The sequence below is a fragment of the Stenotrophomonas sp. STEN021 genome (assembly GCF_056760175.1).
The window spans coordinates 1-20965 of record NZ_JBRREH010000025.1 but is presented as its reverse complement, the minus strand read 5'-3'; the positions used below and the strand labels follow the sequence as shown (position 1 = coordinate 20965).

Below are 20965 nucleotides of genomic sequence, written 5' to 3'. Positions count from 1 at the left end.
GCATGGGACTTCTTACCTTCAGCCTGAACGTTACCCTCGACGGCTGTATCGACCATCAAGAGGGGATTGCCGACGACGAAACCCACGCCTTCTTCAGTGCCCTCATGGACGAGGCCGGGGCGATGCTTTGGGGCCGCGTCACCTACGAGATGATGGAGGCCTACTGGCCAGCGGTGGCCCGTGGTGACGAACAGGTCACGCCGACGATGCGCGACTGGGCGACCAAGCTGGAAGTGAAGCCGAAGTATGTGGTGTCGTCGCTGCGAACCGGGTTCCCGTGGACCAACAGCCATCACCTCACCGGCGATTTGCGCCAAGGCGTGCAGAAACTCAAGAATGCGACACCCGCCGGCGTGCTCCTTGGTAGCGGCATGCTCGCAACCGAGCTGGACCGACTGGATCTGATCGATGAGTACCAGTTCCTCGTCCACCCCAGAATCGCCGGGCACGGCCCGACCCTTTACCAGCGCGGATTGACCAACGCGCGACGGCTGGAGCTGATGTCATCGACGCCGCTGCGCAACGGCGCAGTTGCCATGCGGTACCGGCGTGCGGGTGGTTGATACGGACTGATTCGGAGGACAAGGTTATTACCGTTCGGTGGGCACCTCGGCGGGCCTCAACGCCCGCCTCGGGTATCTGTCGCATCCTGTCCCGGGTACGCGTCGCTTGCCCTGGCTACAGGAATCAGGCGACCAGCTCGCGACGAACGATCTCAGCACCTGCACTGAGTGCATGCAACTTGCCTCTGGCTACCTGCCGAGGCAACGGAGCCATGCCGCAGTTGGTGGATGGATAGAGCTTGTCCGCATCCACGAACTTGAGTGCCTTGCGCAGTGTATTGGCGACATCCTCGGGGGTTTCGATGATGTCGCTGGCCACGTCGATGGCACCTACCATTACTTTCTTGCCGCGTACCAGTTCGATCAGATCGATGGGTACATGCGAGTTCTGGCATTCCAGCGAGATGATGTCGATATTGGATTGCTGCAGCTTCGGGAAGGACTCTTCGTACTGGCGCCACTCCGAGCCCAGCGTCTTCTTCCAATCGGTATTGGCCTTGATGCCGTAGCCGTAGCAAATGTGCACGGCGGTCTCGCACTTGAGCCCCTCGATGGCCCGCTCAAGGGCAGCGACACCCCAATCATTCACTTCATCGAAGAATACGTTGAAGGCAGGTTCGTCGAACTGGATGATATCGACCCCTGCGGCCTCCAGTTCCTTGGCTTCCTGGTTGAGAATCCTGGCGAATTCCCAGGCAAGCTTCTCGCGGCTCCTGTAGTGATCATCGAAGAGCGTATCGATCATCGTCATCGGGCCGGGCAAGGCCCATTTGATCGGCTGCTTGGTCTGCTGGCGCAGGAATCTGGCATCCTCGACGAAGACCGGCTTCTGCCGGCTGACCGCGCCAACGACGGTTGGCACGCTGGCGTCGTAGCGGTTGCGGATGCGCACCGTCTCACGTTTCTCGAAGTCAACGCCGTCGAGGTGTTCGATGAAGGTGGTGACGAAGTGTTGGCGGGTCTGCTCACCGTCACTGACGATGTCGATACCGGCCTGCAACTGTTCGTGCAGCGAAAGACGCAGGGCATCCTGCTTGCCTTCAGCCAGCTCCTCATCCTGCAGCTTCCAGGGCGACCAGAGTTTCTCGGGCTGGGCCAGCCAGGACGGCTTGGGCAAGCTACCGGCGGTTGAAGTGGGCAACAGTTTTCTCATGATTGAATCTAGTTCCAGGTGGTGATCAAAGCGCGCAGTTGGCGGCCCACTGTTCGAGCGTCTGGCGGTAGGGCCGGATGAAATGCTCTTCCGTGAACCTGCCTTGCTTGACAGCCAATTGGCTACGCTCCTCGCGGTCATAGACGATCTTGGTCAGGGAATAGTCCTGGTGCTTCAGGCTGGGTTGATAGACACAGCCGGCGGCCGAGTTGGCGTTGTAGATCTCGGGCCGATAGATCTTCTGGAAGGTCTCCATCGTGCTGATGGTGCCGATCAGTTCCAGGTCGGTGTAGTCGCCCAGCAGGTCGCCGAAGAAGTAGAACGCCAACGGTGCAACTGCATTGGGCGGCATGAAATAGCGCACCCGCATGCCCATTCTGGCGAAATAGTGGTCGGTCGAGGAGAGCTCGTCCTGCAGGTACTCCACGCCCAGCACCGGGTGCTGGTTGGCGGTGCGCTGGTAGACCTTGCTGCTCGATGCGCTGATGCAGATCACCGGCAGCTTGCTGAAGTGTGCCTTGTAGGTATCGGAAGCCACGAAATGCTTGAACAGCTTGCCGTGCAGTTCGCCGAAGTTTTCCGGCGTGCCGAATACCGAGCGGTTGACGTTGTAAGCAGGCAGCAACACGCTGAAATCGTAATCCCGCACATAGGAGGAGAAGTTGTTGCCGGCAATGCCTTCAATGCGCGCGCCGGTCCTGCCGTCGATGATGATGGTCTTCAGTATCTCGATCAGCGGGAAGACAGCGGCCGCGTCTGCAGCACCCATGTCCATCTCCACGGAGATGATCTCCAGCTCGACTGTGTAGCGATCACCCGTCGGGTTGTCCCAGTCAGCCAGGTTGTTGAAGCGGTTGTCCACCATCTTCAATGTGTTGCGCAGGTTCTCCTGGCGACTGGGGCCCCTGGCCAGGTTGGCAAAGTTGGTGGTCAACCGCGTGTTGTCCGATGGCTGATAGTTTTCATCGAAGCGAATGCGTTTGATACTGAATTCAAAGTTCTGTTTCATTGCGGCCCGTTACCGTGGGTTGTGCGGGGGAATCCGGCACAGCGTCAAGCTGCTTCGGTGTGGTTGTTCTTTCTGGCCGCAGCCACTTTCCCGGCGATCCCGATGCCTGCCTCACGGCCAAGCGCCAGAAGCGGCAAGGCGCGTTCCACCGCCAGCTTGGCGCGCTGGATCAGGTCGACGTTGTGCAGGCCTTGGCCTGCGAAGTCGCGGTCGGTCGCGTAGACGCCCAGCGGCAATGTGCGTGCCTGGAAGAAGCTGAAAAGCGGCCGCAACTGGTGATCGATCATCAAGGCATGGCGCTCGCTGCCACCGGTGGCGGCCAACAGCACCGGTGTGTCTACCAAAGCGTCCTGGTCGATGAAGTCAAAGAAGTGCTTGAACAGACCCGTGTAGGACCCGCGATAGACCGGGGTGGCGACCACCAGCACGTCGGCCTGTTCAACCGTTGCCAGTGCCGTCTCCACCAGTTCGGGCAGTTGCGAGCGCCTGACCGTGCCTGAAAAATGGGCGGCAAGTTGGCCCAGTTCCACCAAGTGCTGTTCGCAGGCGACTTCGGCCGCAATGAGGTCCGACAGGTATTCGGCCAGTGCTGCTGCCTTGGAGGGCCGTTGCAGTCCGCCGGAGACGGCGACAATGCGTAGCGGAAGCGTGTGTGTCATGTTTGCCTTCTTGAAGCCCGGATCTGGTCAGCTGAATGGAGTGGTGCCGACGGTTGATCCTAGCCACGGCGTTCGATGAGGTAAAATGGTATTAATTCACCATTCCATGAAAAATATTCATCCATATGCTTGAGCGCATCCACCTGAGCATCGTCCAGCAGGTTGAAAAGCAAGGTTCATTGACGGCCGCCGCTGGCGTGTTGAACCTGACCCAGTCGGCGTTGAGCCACAGCATCCGCAAGCTGGAGCAGCAGTTGGGCACGGAGATCTGGTTGCGCGAGGGAAGAAGCCTGCGCCTCACCCAGGCCGGCCAATACTTGCTGGCGGTAGCGAACCGGGTGCTGCCGCAGCTCGACTTGGCGGAGGAGCGGCTGGGACAGTTCGCGCAGGGCGAGCGCGGTGCCCTGCGTATCGGCATGGAATGCCATCCCTGTTACCAGTGGCTGCTTAAAGTGGTGTCGCCCTACCTGAACGCTTGGCCGGACGTGGATGTCGATGTCCGGCAGAAGTTCCAGTTCGGTGGCATAGGGGCATTGTTCGGTTACGAGATCGATCTGCTGGTCACCCCCGATCCTTTGTTCAAACCAGGCCTGAAGTTCGAGCCGGTATTTGATTACGAGCAGGTGCTGGTGGTGGCAAAGGATCATCCCCTGGCCCCGGCAGCGTACGTGAAGCCGCAACAGCTGACCCGGGAGGTTTTGATCAGCTACCCCGTGGATATCGAGCGCCTGGACATCTACAGCCAGTTTCTGCTCCCTGCAGGTGTCACGCCGCGCAGGCACAAGGCCATTGAAACCACCGACATCATGGTGCAGATGGTGGCCAGCGGCCGTGGCGTGGCGGCGTTGCCACGCTGGTTGGTGGAAGAATACGCAAGCCGGATGGACGTGGTTCCGGTGCGGCTTGGCGCGCGTGGTATCGCCAAGCAGATTTTTCTGGGTGCACGCGAAGCGGACACCAGCATCGACTACGTGCGCGCCTTCTTTGAACTGGCCAGAAACTTCGCGACCGTGACTGCCGCTGACATCGGAAAGGTGATGAAACGATGAGCGGCGACCGCAAAGCGCAGGCTTGAAGGGTTGGGCGTGGATGATGATCTGCGCGTCCAGAAGAAGCATCTCGTGCTTCACCCCACGCATGCAGTGATTCCGGCTGGGCCGATCAGACAGACTGGATGCTCACGTGGCCGCCAGATACCGCTAGAACCTTGATTCCTCGTGATATGACCGAACTCGCCAACTTGCTCAGCCAAAGCTACTCGCTCGAGGTGGCTGTAAAAGCCATTCACGCATTGAGCGATGCTGCGTCCCGGATCGCGCCCGGCTCAGATGTCTTCATTCCCTATCTTGCGACCGACGAAAATGACGCACGGCTGGCTGCTGCTGTTGCGGTTCGCGGACTCGGGTTCACGCCTGTGCCGCATTTCCCCGCGCGCAGAATCGCCTCATATGCGGCGCTGGAAGCGCACTTGGCGCAGATGGTCGCCGAAGCAGGGGTTGAGCGCTGCTTCGTCATCGCTGGTGACCTGGGTACTGCCCGGGGGCCCTTTCCCGATAGTGCTTCGTTGATTGAAACCGGCGTGTTCGAGCGTGCGGGCATCAAGGTGTTGGGTGTTGGCGGGCATCCGGAGGGTCATTCGGTGATGAGCGAAGCTGCGCGCTGGGAGGTACTTGCGCGCAAATGTGATGACATCGAGCGCCGTGGGATGGCGCCGCTGATCGTCACGCAGTTCGGCTTTGACGCCGATGTCGTTTTGACATGGCTGGGCGAGCTCCGCCAGCGCGGTATCGAGCATCCGGTGCGGGTGGGAGTGCCAGGTCCTGCGAGCGTTGCCATGCTTGCGCGCTATGCAGCGATGTGCGGGGTAAGTGCAAGCGCTTCAATGTTGTCCAACTACGGCATGTCGATCGGCAAACTGCTGGGTGCAGCGGGACCTGATCGGTTTATCGACCGCTTGGGCAAGGGCCTGACGCAGGCACATGGAAGGGTAAGCCTGCACTTTTTTCCATTTGGAGGCATCGCGCGGACAGTGGAATGGGTGGAGGAATTCCGTGCCCGCTGCCATTTGGACGGGCATCGAGTTCTGCATTGATGTCGCTTGGCTGCCAGGTATCCATAGCCAGTGCCTGGAATACGTAACTGCGCCGTGCTTCCGGGGTGAAGGCGATGGCACCACTTGTGTCCAATGCGGTGCCGTTCGGGGACAGAAACAGGCAGCCGCGCTGCAGCAACCCGCTGCCTCCCAGATCGTGAAGCTAACCAATGCTGATTTCGGAAAGGCCAGCCTGGAGCGCCCGGCGACCATGCGATGGCCGCCGAGTTCGGCCTCTCCGATGCTGAAGTAGATGGTGCATTGAAGACGCGTTGTATGGGGCGCCGGTGCCAATCAGCAGGCTCAAGAGCAAGCGCGGCTTGAAGCACGCATGACGCATGGGAGTGCTCAACCCGGCATATGTGTCAACGTTGATCAGCCGCTTGGGGTGTTCAGACCGTCCCTGACTGCATGCGTGGAAACAGGCTTTTCTGCATCGCTGCATGCAGTCCTGCCCACGCGCGTCAATCAATACGGTATAGGCTGCCAACGCCAAGTTCTCGCACAGGGCTGTCATCTGTGCAGCCAGAGATTGGCAGGCCCTGTCCCCACCCGGCAGCCAAGGCCTGCACGTCACGCACAGGATCGGAGGCCTTGGCGCGCTCGTTGCGGATGCGACAGGACTCAGGATCGGTGGCAAATAATCCATGTGCGAAGACCCTGCCTTGTTCCGCCAGTCTTGCGGTCTTGGCGGCACGTACTGCCGAAAATGCCTGGAAAACGTCGCCCAGGCCACCGCTTGCGCTATCCATGCACCTGGCGAGATGCCAGGCATCTTCCAGCGCCTGGCATGCACCTTGCCCCGACGTAGGCAATGGCGCATGCGCGGCATCACCGATCAGCAGCACATTCGCCCGGCTCCACGTATGCAGCGGCTCCAAGTCATGTATCGCAATCAATCGGATCGCATTCGCTGGCGTCGCTCGGATGATATGCGCGACCGGCTCGGGCCATCCCGCAAACAGCTCCTCGACTTCCTTGCGCATGTCTGTGCTCGGTATGGCCTCTGACACAGGTCGAGCCTGCGCCGCAGCCCAATACACCAGTTCATGGCGAATCGGCACGCAACCAAAACGCACACCCGCGCCCCAGAAGTCCCGAATCGCACTATCGTCCACCAGCGCATCCTGCCCCTGCGCCACGCCGATCCAATTCACGAAGCCCTGATAGACAGGGGTGTTGTCACCTGCGACAAACTTGCGCGCGACCGAACTCATGCGGCCGTCGGCACCAATGAGCAGATCCGGGCGGATGCTCGCACCGTTGTCGAATTGCGCCATGGCCCTGCCATGCGCATCCAGTTCAATGGCTACGGCTTGGTGTCCAAATTCCACCGGAATACTTGCCCGTGCCACGTGCTCCAGCAACACCTCCTGCAAATGCCTGCGCAGCACCGTGTAGGTTGGGTATCCCATGGTCCGGTCGAGCAAGCCGATATCGAGGCCTCCCAATGAATTCCCAGCAGCATCCTGGCGGCGCATTGCCTGCGGACGACCGCTGATCGCCTTGATGTCCTGCAGCAGGCCTAGTTCCTCCAGCACGAAACTGGCATTGGGCCAGAGCGTCACGCCGGCACCCATGGTTGCCGGTGCTGCACGACGCTCATAGACCCGCGGGCTGTATCCCTTCTGGTGCAATGCCAGTGCCACGCTCAGGCCTGCAATACCGCCGCCGAGTATTCCAATTTCCACGCAGAGGCTCTCCTGTTCGTACGGTGCCGGGTGCAAATCCCACCGCAGCACATCTGTTGAAAAGGGCATGTTGGATTAAGCCAATGGGGAGAACTAGTGTGCAAAAATTGGATACTTTCATATCGCAAACGGGACAGTAAATGCGCGATGCATTGGATCTGAATGCAGTCCGTGTCTATGTGGCGGTTGTTGACGAGCAGAGCTTTGCTGGCGCGTCGCGTCTATTGGCCATGCCTTCCTCCAACGTCAGCCGTCACGTTGCCGCACTGGAGCGCAAACTCGGCACACGCCTGTTGGAGCGAAGCACCCGCCATCTGCGCATGACGGAAGCCGGCCGGCTACTTTACGAACGCGCCAAACCGTTGCTGGACACGCTGCTCTCCACACAGGACGAGCTGGGCGCGGTACAGCGCGAACTACGTGGCCCTCTGAAGGTGTGCATGCCGGGCGAGGCACCAAGGTTGCTTGGCCCCATCCTCGCTGAGTTCTGCAGCCTCCATCCAGGGGTCGAGCTCGAATGCGATACGCGGATGACCGGTCTGGAAGTGCTTCGCGAGGATGTCGACCTTTCCATCGTCTTCCACCGGGGTCATCAGGAAGACAGTGCGTTCATCACCCGCGAACTCGCCGTTCTGCCCAGCATCGTGGTTGCCGCGCCCTCGTTGCTTGCCAAAACAGGCATTCCTCGCCATGTGCGCGAGCTGAAGTCTCTGCCCTGCATCACCACTCTCAGTGCGTTGAAGGGCCAACCCTGGCAGTTTCAGGACATTGCGGGCGACATCGTCAAGGTGCCGGTTCGCAGCCGCTACCGTGTCAACAGCGGGGAACTGGCCGTGGCTGGCGCCCGTGAGGGCATCGGTTTCGCGATCGTGGCGGCCCATCCCTGCCAGCAGGACCTTGCTGCGGGTCGCTTGCAGGAAGTGCCACTGGATCTTAGACCTGCCCCTCTGCGGCTGCTGGGCGCATACAGTCATCGTCATTCGGTGAGTGCGCGTGTCCGCGCACTGCTGGAATTGATACAGCTACGCTTGGCTGGATCGGCAAGTTCTTCCACGTAACCAACACTGCCTGTGACAGTTCAGCATCGAAATGCTGCGCCTGACTCAAAGTGAAATCTTCCGGAGCGCAAGCGCTCGTTCGGCATCACTTCTCCACTGTTTGCGTCGGGCAGGAAGTGGATAGTGGCGGGGGAGGCAAGTGGCGTGCGTTGTCGGAGGCTGCGCATGCGTCCGCTCACCGCCGGAAGCAGCCTTGTGCCCGCTACACTTGGTGCTCGGTCGCTTGGGGACGCGAACGGTTTTCGGGTCCTCTCATGTCAATCTCTGCAGAAGGCATACGTGATGCTCGGCATCAATCGAAATGCGTTTGGAAGCCTGTCGCCAGGCCTGCTCAAAACCTGCCTCTTCGCTCTATCCATCGCCTTGATGCAGGCGGCGCCCTTGGCACCTGCCCAGGAGTTGTCACCTGCAATCCAGTCCCGAATTGCCCGCGTGGAGCAGGGTCTTTCCAGTCGTGTAGTCGTCAAAGGCGCGCCTGGTCAAAAGATGTCCCTTGCCTCGCGCATGGCCTTCCATGCCGTTCCGGCGGTCAGCATCGCCCTCATCAACGAGGGGCATATCGAGTGGGCTCGTTCCTATGGCGTGCTGGATACGGCCAGCCAGCGCGCTGCCGCGCCCGCGAGTCTGTTTCAGGCCGGCTCAATCAGTAAATCAGTCAGTGCCCTGGGGGCGTTGCACTTGGTTGAGCAGGGCAAGTTGTCACTGGATGCGCCGGCGAACGATCAGCTGAGTAGCTGGCAGATTCCGGACAACCACTTCACCCGGCAAAGCCCTGTCACGTTGCGCGGCCTGCTCAATCACAGTGCCGGAATGAATGTCCACGGTTTCCATGGCTACGCACTGGATGAGCCGGTGCCGTCCTTGTTGCAGGTACTGGATGGCGCGGCACCTGCCAGATCCGAGGCCATTCGCGTGGAGGCCACGCCTGGCAGCGAATGGAAGTACTCCGGTGGCGGCTACTGCGTTGTCCAGTTGATGATGATGGAAGCGGGTCGGAAGTCCTATCCCGAGATGATGCAGGAACTTGTTTTCGGCCCGTTGGGCATGAAGGACAGTACGTTTGCCATGACATTGCCATCGATGTGGCAGGCCAGGGCCGCTAACGGCCATGACAGCACCGGCAAGGCTGTCGCGGGGGGGGGGCATATCTACCCGGAATCGGCGGCTGCCGCGCTTTGGGCCACCCCGACGGATCTGGCCAAGGTGGTGATCGAGATACAGCAGGCGCAGTCAGGGGTACCCGGCAAGGTGCTTTCCAAAGCGATGACCTCCACGATGCTGAGCCGTGGGCTGGGTGAATACGGCCTGGGGTTTTACGTTGAACCGCTGGACGGCGGTACGAGCTTTGCGCACTCCGGGGGAACCGATGGGTTCCGTTCGCAACTGTATGGCTATACCCACACCGGGCAAGGCGTGGTGGTGATGACAAACAGCGACAACGGCGCGGGGCTGATCGACGAAATTCTTGTCAGCGTGGCCGCCGAATACGGCTGGCCGGAGTTCCAGATCATTGAAAAGGTCGCGCAGGCGTCAGACCCAGCAACCAACGCGGTGCTTGCAGGCACCTACATCCTGGTGGGTAAGCCGGCGCAGGTCATCGCCCAGGATGGCCGGCTTTATCTCAAGAGCGAACTGCTTGCCAATCAGCCCTTGGAACTGTTCGCTGAGTCGAAGACCCGCTTTTTCACGACCGCACAGGACATGACGGTGGAATTCCAGCAGGTTGGCGCTGAAAAGCCGACAGGTTTCTCGTTGAAGCGCGGCAACAACTCCTATCTCGCCCTGCCGGTGGAATAACGCACAGGCGACAAGGAGATTGCGGTGGCAGACAGGGAAGGCCAGAGCGCTTTATCGGGGGGAGACGAGGCAGCATGTGACCAAAACACCCACGCCTTATTCATTCGCCTTGCTGTGTGGCCAGCAATTCCCATATTTGCCCTTGCCGCTGCGCTGGTATGGTGACCGCCTCAACTGCTTGAGCGCCAAGCCGATCGCTCAGTTGCGCGAGGTACAGGCTTCGCGGGCTCACTACCTGCAGACGGTGCTGCAGAATACCTGACGGTTCTTCTGGTTGAAATTTGCCGGGTGCCACTTCGCCGATCTGTCCTACGCTCCAGTTCATTGCATACGGCGGTGCCTGCACTACATAGTGGGCACTTCCGGTATTCCAGAACATCTGCTGGGCTCCAGCCCAACCGTGGCCGGAACCGCTCTGACGTCGGTTCTGTACCTTGAGCTGGTTGTCGCGGGTGTTGTCATACAACGTTCCTGTGGCCCAGCGGTGATGCGGACCGCTGTCGTTGCTGCCATTCACAGCCAAGCAGTCCAGGAAAACATTGGGTCCAGGTGTCGTTGCGCCGGTTACGAAGCTGTGCCGGGCCTGTTCGGCATAGCAACGCTGGGTCAGATTGAACGAGGCGTTGCCTTCGTAATTGTACGCATAGCGACGCATGCCCTCGGTTTGGCCGTAACGTGGGGCGAGATAGCTCAGATCTTGAAAGGTGTTGAAGTGGGCGCCGTTGTGCGCGGTGATGCCATGCGATACATACAGCATAGTCACGTTGCGCACCCACGAATCACGCACACCGTTGAAGCGGATAGCCGTGTAAGGCCCGTTGTCGGGTGTACCAACGGCCGTGCCAGTAGCCGGGTTGCCCTCCAGTCGCAGGTTCTCTATGCCAACTTCGCTTATCCGCTGCTTGCCAACGCGGTAAACCTCGCCACCTCCGAATCGATTCTCCACAGCATCGACTACCGGCGCGTCCAAGGAGACGGTGTTGCCTTCCACTGCGGTGACCAGGCGTTCGTAGTCCATCACGAAGCCTTCTGGTGTCCAGCCATAGCGGGCAGTATCTATGCCATTGGTCCCCAGCCAGGCGGCATTGGGCGTGCGGCGCAGGATGATGCCATCGCCAACCTGCAGGCCTTCCGTGGATTGCAGAGGGATGTGCATCGCGCCCACAGGCACCCGTTCCGCGCTGATACGGACTGGCGACAGGCCAGCTGCATTCAGTAGGCGGGAATGCTCCGGATTGCCGACTTCAATGATCCTTCCCAAACGACCCGTCTGGGCGGAGTGGATGACTGTACCGTGGCCATCGCGGCCTTCCCCACGTAGTACGACGCCACCCGCACGGATGACCAGCCCGTTGGATATGGTGTAGTGCCCACGCTGGAGAAGCACTACACCGCGTATGCCCCGGTCATCCGGGCGTTGCGCTCCAACGATGTCGATAGCCTGTTGAATGCGCGCGTGATCGTCGCCGGTCAACGAGGGCGAGAGCACGATACGTACTGGCAATACATTTGCTTCGGGAAGGGCAACGCCGCCACCTTGATAGCCCGCGCGGGAGAAGTCTGGGACGATATTGCTCGCCTTCTTGCTGCCTTGCTCGGAGTACAAGGCATACCGCAGGCGACCGTCGCTGCCCAAAGAAACCAACGGGGCATCTTGGGAAGTACTGAGGCCATGAACAAAATAGCCGCTGCCGGAAATTGACTCTGTCGCACCCAAAAGGAATGGCGAGCACGTCACCAATGCAACAAGTGCAAGCGCTGTGACTCGATGAAGTGAAAAGTGCAGAGGCGGCATGGGCTTACATCCTTTCACGGGAGCGCTGCGGTCTATGCTACCAATGCGCACTTTGTTGCATCCAGCTTCAAGCACACGCCAGATATGTCTACGCGTTTCGTAAAGATAGGGGAGGGGCGAACGCATCGCTGGCCGGCAGTGCCAGGCAGATGCGAATACCAGTACTAGCAGCGCCGATCTCATCTATTACCGCATGGACTATGTCGGATAGCAGCTGCGTGCGGTTCCCGATTTAACCGCCGCAGGCATCGGGCTGGCAACTGGAGCTGCTACAAAGGAGTTGCTCGATCAGGTAGCCGTTGGCAGCACGAATGTCCTCGACGGTCACGGGCGAGTCGGTCAAACCAGCGCTCGTGGTACCCGGGGCGGTACAAACCCGCCGCCGTTGGCATCGACCGGATAGGTCTGGTTCTTGGCCTGAATCGCAGACGCTGCTCCCGGCGCCTGGCCAATAAGCTGCAGCGAGATATTGGACATCAGCTGTGCCGCTACCGAAGCGCGGAATCAAACAGCGACCTGGCCTGTTGGATCGCTGCCTGATGCGTAGCCTGCTTGTCGGCCTTCACCTCGCACAGCGTTCCTACCCGCTCACGGCCCAGTTCCGTGCAATCCGCAAGGAAGTCGTAATGACCTACCAAGGGGAGTACCTGAAGTCGCGTTTTGTCATTCGCTGCGGCGATGACCTTGCTGTTGCTGGCGGGCGAGGCAATCGCATCGGCCTCGCCCACAACCACCGACAACGGAGCCTCCAACTGTGCGAGTTCATGCGGTTCGAACGCCTGCACGATCGCCGGTGCCATCAGGAACACGGCGCGAACGTTGGGAATGCGTCGATCCTCAGCCGACCTGGCAACCCAAGGTGCCAGCTCCGGCGTAGCGGTCGATGCCATCCGCCGCTCAAGGGTCATTTCCGGATTCTCTGCCTGTGGCATGCATACTCCATCCTTCGGCGATGCCTTGCAGAAGGCAGCCAACCTGGACATGTCGGGCTGCGCGCCGGCAGCCACCAGTGCGGTGAAGCCGCCGGCCGAATATCCCACCAGCCCCAGCCGACTCGTATCCACATGGGGAGCCAGCACGGGGTCTGCCTGCACCGCAGCCAATGCCGCAGCGAGGTCATCGGCTCGGTTCCACACCAGAATGCTTCCGGCTTCGGTCATCGTGTCCACACCGTTATTGCCGGGATGATCCACCGCGACCACTACATATCCTGAGTGCGCCAGGGCGGTGCCGAACCAGCCCATCATGCGGGCACTGCCGCCGTTGCCGTGTGACAGCAGCAGTACGGGCCAGCGGCCCGGCGCAACGGCGGCATCGACGGCAGAAGATCCTGCCACGAACAGCGGCGCATCCGGTGGCCCTATCGTCAGCGACTGCTGTTGTACACCAGGCTGCGCCGGATACCACACGGTGTACCGCACGCGATCGCTGTGCCCGGCATCGCGGACTGCTGCGCTGGGCGTGTGCGCCACGCCATGGGTTTCACCAACAGCGGGCGAGGGGGCAGCCGCCCATGCCAGCGGCGCGAACAGACAGGTCAGCAGGAGGAATGTGTGGGGCACTACTCGCACGAATGGGTCTCCTTGGATCAACTCGGGTCGGATAGCGGCAGCCAGATCTCAACGCCGCCGTTTCCGGTGCGGTCGTCGAAGCGGGCGTCATAGCGTTCGAAGTCGGGTGCGTCGGCGAGGCTCAGGCCTGACCGGGGCAGGTAGTCGTTCAACAGCCAGTACCAGGTGGAGCGGATGGTCGAGATGTGGCCCGCATGCCACGCCACCAGATAGTCCCCGGCCGGAATGGAAACGGCATGCCACGCCGAAGGCACGGCAGCGCTCGCACCGATCTCCATACCGGCGATGTAGTCGAAGGCACCCTCGCCATCGCGGTTGCAGCAGACCCCGAAGGCGATGTCCTTGCCCAGCTCCCGGGTCAGCGCCAACTGCTGCCATTGCGAAGGAATGGATGCCACGGTAGCGGCGGTGCGGCGGGCGCGGATGCCCGCCACACGCAGCGGGCCCTGACAGCGAAGTACCGGTTCCACCTCGCAGGGCAGGGCTGGGGCGTCGAGCTTGATGGCCTCCAACAGCGCGATGCCGTGCAGACCGTTCCGGCGAACCTGTTCCGGGGGCAGCTTGAACTGCTCGGTGAAGGCGTTGGTAAAGGCAGCATGCGAGGCGTAGCCTGCGGCAAGGGCGACATCCAGGATGGGCTCGCTGCCAGCAGCCAGGGCTCGTGCCGCCTCGGTCAGTCGACGCACACGAAGGTAGCGCGCCATCGAGATCCCGGTACTGACCTGGAACAGGCGTGAGAGGTGGAAGGGCGAGAGTTCGACCGCCGCGGCGATCTGGGCCAGCGAGGGGTTCTCGGCAAAGTGGCTTTCGATGTACCACAAGGCCCTGCGTGCCGCTCCCATGACGCCTGTTCCGTACCAGTGACTGGGTGGGAGCGTAGCGCAGCGCGGGGTAAGGCGTTTGCGGGATCTTGCTGTTGGTGCGTGATGTTGATGCGCAGTGCGAATCGAGGTCGGCGTGCGGATGTGTTCCCGCAGAATCCCGGGAAGACAATTGGAAGCTTCACGCCGCCGACAAGCACGCTGTGAATCAGCAGGGTTCGTTCGGGACGTCTTTCCAGCCGCCTTCGATGCGCTCCAATCGCTTTCCTTGCATGCAGCGTTGTCCGGGCCGTAGTGCTCGTCGTTCCATTTCTATCCGGCGTGCTTCCGCTGCGCGAGCTTCGAACCCAAACGGGTCCGGATCATTCGCTGTGCGCAGGAACTCATCTATCGCAATCTTGCGGGCTTGGTCTTCTCGTTCTGCGACAGCGGCAGCACCTATACCAATTAACGAGCACGTGGCGACAAGGCAGATCGACATGCCTACGAAAACCCCAATTGCGATTTTCCAAACTAGGCCGTTGTCGGAATCACTTTTCCGCTGCCTAGCTGGCTCACGAAATCGAATTTCATCCATGTCGGGCTTGCTGAACGTCGGCTCTTTTCGTTCCATGATTTACCCCTTGTTGCGCCCGTAGCGATTGTAGCCGGGGTGTAGGAGCTAGGCCCTTACGGATGCGCTCTTATCCTGCGCGGGTTGCGAAGTGGCGCTCCCGCCATTCGCCCAAGCCTAGGACAACGACCTTGACCATCGACGGCTGACGGGCTTTCCGGACAACGTTCTCTTTACGTGTCGCGTCACGTAAATCAGAGAGGTCGGCGCGCCAGAGCAGGCCACGCAGCCGACGCTCCGGGATTCGTTCGCCGGACGGTGCCACCAGGTCACGGCCAGCCAGTCGCCAACCAGCCCAAGGGCTGTGGAGCTCGACGTGGTTCCCAATGACGTGCCGAGGCTGTCACTCATGCCTCGATTTCTCCAGGGTCCTTAGGCGGCCTGGATGGTAGGTGAGATGAGATCCAAAGCCAGATCCAGCTGATCCGGCGATTTGTAATTTCGCATAATGTATATTATGTTAAAGCGTGGGTAGCATAGGCCTTGCCGAATCCTGCACACAACAGCGTCCCCGCTGCGTGTCTGACCAGGAGCGAAAATGAAGAACAGGAAGTTGACAGGCCCGTGGGCCGGTTTTTCGTTTGAGAACTACGCGCTGGCGACACCCGAGGGCCGCAGGCTTTTGCCAAAGGATCTGGCTTGGATCAGGCTAACTACGCAACTTGCGCAGGAATGCCGACGGCTGCTGAAGGCGGCGTGCTGCTAATGCGCACAGCCAACGGATGGGAATCCGTCATCGCCAACGGCACATCCATTCCTTGCCGTCCCTAATTTAGTGATACATCACGAAATTTTGGCAAGCAACCCGTTATGGCACACGTATTAGCCGTAGAACGCTCAGCGAGCGCGCGGCACCCTTAGGTCGATCTGCCCCCGCGCCATCACCGGCAGCGCGAGCGTGGCGATCGGCGCGCTTGGTTGAGAAAAGCCACCACCACACGACCACCAGCACGACACCTGACACATTCAAGCCATCAACCACTCTCCGTTCTGGTCGGGCGCAAGTGTCATGACCGTGCTAACGGTTGCTACCAGCATGCGGCTCATCGAGTGGAACGTTCGACTTCGAGTTGCCGCGCTGGGGCACGCAATGACAACGCTCTTCAACACCGAATATTCCCAACTCGCCACGTAAATTAAGTGACTCATCACATAATCAACTCAGGCATGCCAACTCCTGGCTCATCACCTTGGTGCCAGCGGCTTAGTTACGACAGTGCCCATACCGTCAGATAGCTATCTCACAACGAGCCTGCCGCGCCCGATTTGGATATTGCCTTCGTCGTCGATCCAGTTGAACTGAAGCAGGGTTTCATCACGCATGCATGCGGGAACTGAAGCCGCAATCTGTGTGGTTGCCAGTGGCGCGATCAAGCCATCACCCTCCACTTTCATCGCCACTCCGCCACAAACGACAAGTCCTGCAAGCGTGATGTGGAACGGCGAAGTATTTGTTGCAGACAACTGCCCCTGCTCCAGTCGGAATGCGAGTTGTGCAGCTGCCTTTTCAATGCCGGATTTGAGGGCTGCCGGGCGATAGAACACTTTCATCTGCGTTCGCATGGTCACCGTGAGGCGTGTCGAGCCGGCTACCTCGCCAGCCAGCCGGTCAGGTGGAATCTCAAGCAGGTTCAACCAATAGAGTGACTCCCGATCATTGCCGGGCGCGGGTCCCACATAGAGCAGACGCAGGCTTTGACGTTGTCCGGCAGCGAGTTGGAACATCGCCGGTAGCGGGATGATCGGTGCATCCGCTTCGTCGGGCCCGGCATCGGGTGAGCCATCATCTACCCAGGCCTGCACCATCACTGGGTAATCGTTCTGATTGGCAAGTACCAGCGATACCTCACGCTGCCCCTGGTGAACGATCACCCGCGTCCGCTCGGCCGTCACCCCGGCAAGCGCGGGCCCACAGGCAAGCAGCAGTAAAACGGCAAGCAGGCGTAGGAACGACATCACTGCACCCTGATGATGATCTGTGCGGTTGCCTGCACTCGGCCAGCCGTCACCTCCGGCCGGATGCCTTCAGACAGTTTTTCGATGCGCGCGGTGAAGGTTTCATGGTAGTCGGTGACGCCGTCGATGCTGCCGCCGGTCTGGGTAGCAGTCCCAACCGCTGGGTACCAGCCCTGGGCTTGGGCGTTGACGCCGCCAGCAGAGTTTTCATCCACCAGCAGGTTCATCACTTGTCCGTCGCGTAACAGGCGTATCCCTACCCCCTTGGCCATGCCGGCCTCGTTGTAGCGATCAGATACCAGGTAGGACAGTCCCCCGCTCGCGTTTGCCAGGCCCAATGCATTGGCCGCTGCGGCCGCACCAGGTGACACCTTGATACCGAGCGCAGTGCCATTGCTGGCGGTGCTGTTACTGAACCCACTCTGGCACTTGAAACTCACCTGGAACGGGACCTCATGGCTGCCACCGGCATTGAGCTCGCTGATGGAAAGCCGTGGGAATGTGACCTGAGGTGTCACGTTGAGTACGGCGCAGGTGGGATAACGCTTGAGTGTCACCCTGTTGTACAGTCCGATCGCACCGGGCCAGTTGTAGTGCCAACCCGCGTAGTTGGCGTTGTGCGATTTCCCTACTTCGGGGTACACCAGCCCTGGGCCCTTGATTGCGATGTAGGCCGCAGGCTGCGTGTAGCTGTAGAGCCGCGACGGCGTAGCCGCGTAGTAGTAGGTCGATTCCAGGGGCGCGCTGAACAACTCTGATCGCACCGCGCTCAGATTCTTGGCTTTGACCAGCCGGTAGCCGCGGGAGTCCACGTCCAGTCCTTCCAGCAGGCGTTCGGCCCATACATCAGTGAAATACTGACCGGTCTCCATGTGGGTCAGGCGAGGCAGCACGTTCCGCCATGCTGTCCGGTAGGCGGCCTGCAGACCGATCGAATTGCCGACGGCATCGCCGCCGTTGTACCAACCGCTGTACAGGTTGTCCGCGTTGGTGGAGAACATCTCGTACACCGGGTCTTCCGGTGCACAGCGGAAGAACACTCTCTCCGGGTCGTAGCCCCCGGTGACGCCATATACCGTGGCAGGCGCAACTGCACTGGCGAGCAGGGTTGGATAGGGCTGGAACGCCGGATCGCTGACGTTGATCACGCTGGGCAGTCCCAACGAGCCATTGCAGGTATCACAAGCGCCGGCCCAGGACGAAGCACTGCCCTCCCCTGGCCGGATCGCTGTCTGAGAGGTGGTAGTGGCAGTGCCAACGCTGACCACCTTGTAGCAGGTTGCCCACGCAGCGGGGGCAACGGCCAGAAGAACGAGCGATAGCAGGCGAAGATGACATGTCATGGTGTTTCCGCCTGGAAAGCGGGAAGGTCCTGGCAGATGGCCTCGACAATGGTGGGCGTCGCGACGTCGTTGTAAGGCTGCATTCCCATGTCATAGGACACCGTGCAGCTGCCATCTGCCGCGTCAGCCCAGCGTATGGACAGTTGCCCGGCCGTTCTTGGGGAACGTGCGTAGATCAAGCCTGCCTGCCCCACCATGCCGATCGTCGCGCCGGCTTCGTTGTTGACACTTGCCCCCAGCGGCACCACGCTGCCGTTGCTGCGGCGGGCGCGCAGCATCAATGGTGTACCTTTCATGGTCTCGAACGCCACCCACAATGCGGCTCCCGCTGACGGCACCAACGTGCGTTCGGTCTCGAGCAGTTCTGCATCGGCGGCCATCTCCTGCGGGTCCAGACCGATGCGATTGAGCCGATAGGGCGACAGCGAGGGCACCAGCGCGTAGCCGTTGCGGTTGATGCGCGCGCCCTGCCCGCCCCGGACACGTGATCCATGCGCGCCGTCGGCTTTCACCAGGGCGAAGGTGTCGCCCACATACGGGCCCGCAGTCACACCATTGCCGTGCAACACCACTGCGCCGCGCATGCCAGCGGTGATCTGGCGCGCACCGCCGCCGCCCGAGGCACCTGCGCTCAGGCTGCCAACAGCGCTCTGGGTCTGCAGGTTGCCACTCCATTGGCCGCCACTGCTGCTGCCGCCATGGCCAGCGGACACTGCGTACTTGGTACTGCGTTGTTCCCCCAGCGTACCGCTGAGCACGGACTGGAAGCTGGAGCCACCAATTCCCCGATCCCGCGCTGCCATTGTGCTGAGCACAGGCGCCGTGGGCGCCGCACCCAGCGGCATCGACACGGTAAGTCCCAGCGAGCGGCCCTGCTCGCATTCGGATGCCATGTCCGTGTTCCAGTACTGCACCGCGCAGTTGCGCTGTTGCGACAAGGACACGCTATAGCTCAGCTTCCGCCATGCATTGGAATAGCCGAACTGGAACTGCACATCGCGCCTGGCACCATGGAAGTAGTCCGCTGCCGAACCGGTCAGGTACAACGCACCGGACCGGCCCAGTCGCTGGTTCATGACAACGTTGAACTGATTGCGTTGGCGGACCAGCGGCTTGAACGCATCGTCCAGCATTTCCTGGTCCCACGGCCGTCCAGGTGCATCGGAAAAATCACGAAAGCCGCTGGACGAATAGCGGTAACCGGCCACTGTCACAGTGGTGTCGGTAGCCTGGAACGTCTTGCTGTAGTTCAGTTCCAGGCGGTAACCGGTTGTGGTGCCTGCCCCCTGTTCCTGCAGGCGCGAGAACACCGAGGTTCCCCCGAACGCGCCGTACCGCGTGGCCACCACGCCGCCTGCCAGCACGCCTACATAATCTTCGGCCAGGCGGGCGCCTGCATTGATCGTCAGCCGGTTGTTGAGGCCACGCTGGTAAGTGAATTCAGCAAACGGCAAACGCTTCTGGCCGTTGCTGCCCGCCTGCCCCAGTGTGGCGCTGTACTTGGAATGCCCGGGGCGTATGGATTGCGGCACCGCCGAAAACGGCACGCTGAAACGACTGGTGCCGCCATCGTCGGCGATAACCTCCACGTCCAGGTCGCCCCCATACGCCGCGCCACTGATGTCATCGATCAGAAACGGGCCCGGTGATATCACCTCCTCGTGGAGCTTGCGCCCATGCTGGCGGATCACCACCCGCGATCTGCTGTGCGCGCTGCCGCGTACAACGGGTGCATAGCGGCGCTGCGAATCCGGAACCATCCGTTCGTCGGTGGCGATGCGGATACCACGGTAGCTGAGGTTTCCGAATAGATTGCCATTGGTGTAGCTGCTGCCAAGGGTCATGTCGCTGGCAATACCGGGTAAGGAGCGCTGTGCATAGGTACGAATGCTGTTCCAGTCGCTGCGTTGCCAGCCCGGGCGGCTTGCGTAGCTCAGGTTCGACTGATGGCGTAGCCGCCACATGCCCACGTTGGCGCCCGCATTCACCACCATGGCGGCATAGCTGGATGCCATTCCGTTCGCGGACGTGCGGCTGGCATTGAGGTCATAGTTGGCAAACGCCATGGTCTTGCCGGTGTCCCACATATCGCGGCTGACATGATCGCGGGGCGTGCGGATCAACAACGCTTGCGGTACCGAAAGATCTAGGCGCAGGCGGCCGACGTCCAGCGTCGCGGTGCTGCCCGGCAGGCGCCGGGCAAGATCCACGCAATGGGCTGCGCTAGTCTGGTACACCGTCGCTTCAGTACCCACGCTTTCGGTTGGCCGCGCCCCCAGCTTTTCGCGCAGGAAGGTTTCGTCCAGGCACGGCTGTATGCTGTCGGCCACGGCATGGAACTGCAGGTGGGCGCGTTCTACGTAGGCATCGTTCACGTAGACATCCACCAGATACAGCCCTGGATCGGCCTGGTCGCCGCGATTGAAACGGCGCAGGTTGCCGGTTGACAGGGCTGACCCCATCAGCAAACGGTCATCGAATTCGTACAGCGAATCATCGGCGCTGGCCACGTTGCCAACCGCCAGCAACGCGCTGCCAAGCGCTATCGCGCTGGGGGCGGTGCGAGCGCCCCTAGCGGGTCGCGGCATGGCGGATGGCAACCCTGGCACCATAGTCGTTGATCATGTGTGCGCTTACTTCTGCAGCTCCTTCGGGCAGCGCGGAGGCCGTCTGCGGCAGCCATTGGGCCGAACCCATGGGGGGCACCATTACCGGATTGAGCTTCCACTGCGAGTGACGGCCTCCCAAATCTTGAGCCGATCTAAGGTAGAAAAATCGGCGTATTTGGGGCTGTCCGAAATGCCTCGGCGAACTGCGCTGGCGCGGCATTTCCCAGAGACGAAT

19 protein-coding genes are annotated in these 20965 nt (G+C 60.9%); 6 read left to right on the top strand and 13 right to left on the bottom strand.

The features are described 5' to 3' along the window. Positions 1-2 precede the first annotated feature (2 nt). On the top strand, positions 3-563 hold the full coding sequence (locus ACVOL0_RS07520) for a dihydrofolate reductase family protein (RefSeq protein WP_481548547.1): 561 nt from the start codon (positions 3-5) through the stop codon (positions 561-563). Between the two features lie 124 nt (positions 564-687). Here ACVOL0_RS07520 and ACVOL0_RS07515 read toward each other — a convergent pair whose 3' ends face one another. Genes ACVOL0_RS07515 through msuE form a run of 3 tightly spaced genes read right to left on the bottom strand, consistent with a single transcriptional unit; the run spans position 688 to position 3384 of the window. Further along, a complete protein-coding gene (locus ACVOL0_RS07515) occupies positions 688-1716 on the bottom strand; it encodes a methionine synthase (RefSeq protein ID WP_481548546.1) in 1029 nt (342 codons plus the stop codon). A 25-nt stretch (positions 1717-1741) separates the two neighbouring features. Further along, complete coding sequence (locus tag ACVOL0_RS07510) at positions 1742-2725, bottom strand: DUF1852 domain-containing protein (protein ID WP_481548545.1); 984 nt, start codon at positions 2723-2725, stop codon at positions 1742-1744. Between the two features lie 44 nt (positions 2726-2769). Continuing rightward, on the bottom strand, positions 2770-3384 hold the full coding sequence (gene msuE, locus ACVOL0_RS07505) for an FMN reductase (protein WP_481548544.1): 615 nt from the start codon (positions 3382-3384) through the stop codon (positions 2770-2772). A 125-nt stretch (positions 3385-3509) separates the two neighbouring features. Here msuE and ACVOL0_RS07500 point away from each other — a divergent pair, with 125 nt between their 5' ends. Beyond that, the gene (locus ACVOL0_RS07500; protein WP_481548543.1) at positions 3510-4433 is read left to right on the top strand and encodes a LysR family transcriptional regulator; all 924 of its coding nucleotides are present in this window, start codon (positions 3510-3512) and stop codon (positions 4431-4433) included. A 158-nt stretch (positions 4434-4591) separates the two neighbouring features. Next, the gene (locus ACVOL0_RS07495) at positions 4592-5476 is read left to right on the top strand and encodes a methylenetetrahydrofolate reductase (RefSeq protein WP_481548542.1); all 885 of its coding nucleotides are present in this window, start codon (positions 4592-4594) and stop codon (positions 5474-5476) included. Between the two features lie 464 nt (positions 5477-5940). Here ACVOL0_RS07495 and ACVOL0_RS07490 read toward each other — a convergent pair whose 3' ends face one another. Then, positions 5941-7167, bottom strand: coding sequence for an FAD-dependent monooxygenase (locus ACVOL0_RS07490; protein ID WP_481548541.1), 1227 nt, complete (start codon positions 7165-7167; stop codon positions 5941-5943). A 140-nt stretch (positions 7168-7307) separates the two neighbouring features. Between ACVOL0_RS07490 and ACVOL0_RS07485 the strand changes: the two genes are divergently transcribed. Further along, positions 7308-8225: a LysR family transcriptional regulator gene (locus ACVOL0_RS07485; protein WP_481548540.1), complete on the top strand. Its 918-nt coding sequence runs from the start codon at positions 7308-7310 to the stop codon at positions 8223-8225. 165 nt (positions 8226-8390) lie between these two features. Further along, positions 8391-10022 (top strand): serine hydrolase domain-containing protein, encoded by a 1632-nt coding sequence (locus tag ACVOL0_RS07480; protein WP_481548539.1) that lies wholly within the window; start codon positions 8391-8393, stop codon positions 10020-10022. A gap of 100 nt (positions 10023-10122) precedes the next feature. Here ACVOL0_RS07480 and ACVOL0_RS07475 read toward each other — a convergent pair whose 3' ends face one another. From ACVOL0_RS07475 to ACVOL0_RS07455, 5 genes are all read right to left on the bottom strand, one after another. Beyond that, entirely contained in the window at positions 10123-11817 is a 1695-nt protein-coding gene (locus ACVOL0_RS07475; RefSeq protein ID WP_481548538.1) for a hypothetical protein, read from the bottom strand. A gap of 339 nt (positions 11818-12156) precedes the next feature. Next, positions 12157-12294, bottom strand: a complete 138-nt coding sequence (locus ACVOL0_RS07470) for a hypothetical protein (protein ID WP_481548537.1) — start codon at positions 12292-12294, stop codon at positions 12157-12159. An 11-nt stretch (positions 12295-12305) separates the two neighbouring features. Continuing rightward, entirely contained in the window at positions 12306-13388 is a 1083-nt protein-coding gene (locus ACVOL0_RS07465) for an alpha/beta hydrolase family protein (RefSeq protein ID WP_481548536.1), read from the bottom strand. Between the two features lie 17 nt (positions 13389-13405). Further along, entirely contained in the window at positions 13406-14230 is an 825-nt protein-coding gene (locus ACVOL0_RS07460) for an AraC family transcriptional regulator (protein WP_481548535.1), read from the bottom strand. A 187-nt stretch (positions 14231-14417) separates the two neighbouring features. Next, entirely contained in the window at positions 14418-14822 is a 405-nt protein-coding gene (locus ACVOL0_RS07455) for a hypothetical protein (protein WP_481548534.1), read from the bottom strand. Positions 14823-15360: 538 nt separating this feature from the next. Between ACVOL0_RS07455 and ACVOL0_RS07450 the strand changes: the two genes are divergently transcribed. After that, a complete protein-coding gene (locus ACVOL0_RS07450; protein ID WP_481548533.1) occupies positions 15361-15528 on the top strand; it encodes a DUF3653 domain-containing protein in 168 nt (55 codons plus the stop codon). A gap of 530 nt (positions 15529-16058) precedes the next feature. On the opposite strand, the gene ACVOL0_RS07445 is transcribed toward ACVOL0_RS07450, so the two are convergent. The 4 genes from ACVOL0_RS07445 to ACVOL0_RS07430 all read right to left on the bottom strand — a co-directional run. Continuing rightward, complete coding sequence (locus ACVOL0_RS07445) at positions 16059-16778, bottom strand: fimbrial biogenesis chaperone (protein ID WP_481548532.1); 720 nt, start codon at positions 16776-16778, stop codon at positions 16059-16061. Then, a complete protein-coding gene (locus tag ACVOL0_RS07440; protein WP_481548531.1) occupies positions 16778-18121 on the bottom strand; it encodes a fimbrial protein in 1344 nt (447 codons plus the stop codon). The genes ACVOL0_RS07445 and ACVOL0_RS07440 overlap by 1 nt, the downstream gene beginning before the upstream one ends. Further along, positions 18118-20709 carry a fimbria/pilus outer membrane usher protein gene (locus tag ACVOL0_RS07435; protein WP_481548530.1) on the bottom strand — a complete coding sequence of 864 codons (2592 nt, stop codon included), beginning with the start codon at positions 20707-20709 and terminating at the stop codon, positions 18118-18120. Before ACVOL0_RS07435 ends, ACVOL0_RS07440 begins: the two co-directional genes overlap by 4 nt. Beyond that, on the bottom strand, positions 20693-20965 hold a 273-nt coding region (locus ACVOL0_RS07430), incomplete at its 5' end, for a fimbrial biogenesis chaperone (RefSeq protein WP_481548529.1). The genes ACVOL0_RS07430 and ACVOL0_RS07435, both read right to left, overlap by 17 nt.